This window comes from Bathymodiolus azoricus thioautotrophic gill symbiont, assembly GCF_001298715.1.
Taxonomy (GTDB): domain Bacteria; phylum Pseudomonadota; class Gammaproteobacteria; order PS1; family Pseudothioglobaceae; genus Thiodubiliella.
Genome location: NZ_CDSC02000495.1, coordinates 1 through 1,099, shown reverse-complemented (window position 1 = coordinate 1,099; position 1,099 = coordinate 1). Strand labels below are relative to the sequence as shown.

Genomic DNA, 1,099 nt, shown 5'->3' with positions numbered 1-1,099 from the left:
GATACTTAATTAGGCATAAATTAAAAAAAATAGGGGAGTAATATGGAAATACTTAATCGTTCTACGCTAACGACAATGCATGCACTTTTAGCAGTCTTTATCTTACCAGCAGCAATCATGTTTTTTATAACAGGCGCTCTTTACACTTGGGGCGTAAAAGGCAATTACGATACAAATACTTATGAGTTACACCTTGAAAAACCTATTCAAAGCGAGCTCGATGGGCTTGTTGCATTAGCAAAACAAGAATTACAAAAAAAAGATTTAGGCGAACCGTCAGGTCAAGCTAAAATTAAAAAAATTGGCTCTTCTTTCAAGTTAGAATGGACTGGTTCAAACATGGATGTTATTATAGAACCGACATCACAACCATTAATAGCTAAACTAAAGGTGAAAAATACAAGCTGGCATCGACAATTTGTGCAATTACATAAAGCAAAAGGTGGCATTCCATTTAAAGTATATGCCGCTGCATTTTCCATAGCTTTGCTATTATTACTCACTTCAGGCTTTATTATGGCGTGGCAAATGCCAAAGTTACGCAAGCTGGTGTTAGTTTCTGTATCGCTGGGCATAGTTATGTTTACTGTAATGGTTGTATCCAGTTAAATATAGCCGTTAGGTCGGGGGGCTGGCATTTGTTTTTTATCTGCTATCTCTGAAATAAGGAGCGTTGCCCTTTAATTACCCAATCCAAAAATAAAAACCAAAAAAATACACAAACCCCAACTGGCATAATGATTTCAACCAAAAAACAGTTTCACCCATTAGGTGAAAACCAACAGGCAACCAAGCCCCTCATTAACCAACCAAACTTTATGTGTTTTTGAACATTTTAAATTACAAACTTGATACAATTAACGAACATTAGATGAGTTTTCTAGAGGCGTATTTTAGTGAAGGGTAAATTATTTTTTCTTGCTATATTTTTAACATTTACATCTTCAATATTCGCACAAAGCCCCTCATCATTCTACAAAGCCAAAAAACTCCTCTACAAAGAAATCTACAAAAACCGCAACAAAACTTTTTACTGCGGTTGTTCGTATGCTGGAAAAGTAGTTAATTTAGAAAGCTGTAACTATAAAGTGGCGAATTC

At 35.3% G+C, this 1,099-nt stretch carries 1 protein-coding gene and 1 pseudogene; both read left to right on the top strand.

The window, feature by feature from the left end; translation table 11 throughout:
- The first annotated feature begins 42 nt into the window (after positions 1-42).
- Positions 43-609, top strand: coding sequence for a PepSY domain-containing protein (locus BAZSYMA_RS09355; protein WP_090718455.1), 567 nt, complete (start codon positions 43-45; stop codon positions 607-609).
- A 287-nt stretch (positions 610-896) separates the two neighbouring features.
- Positions 897-1,099, top strand: a pseudogene (locus BAZSYMA_RS10260) (deoxyribonuclease); the annotation flags it as partial.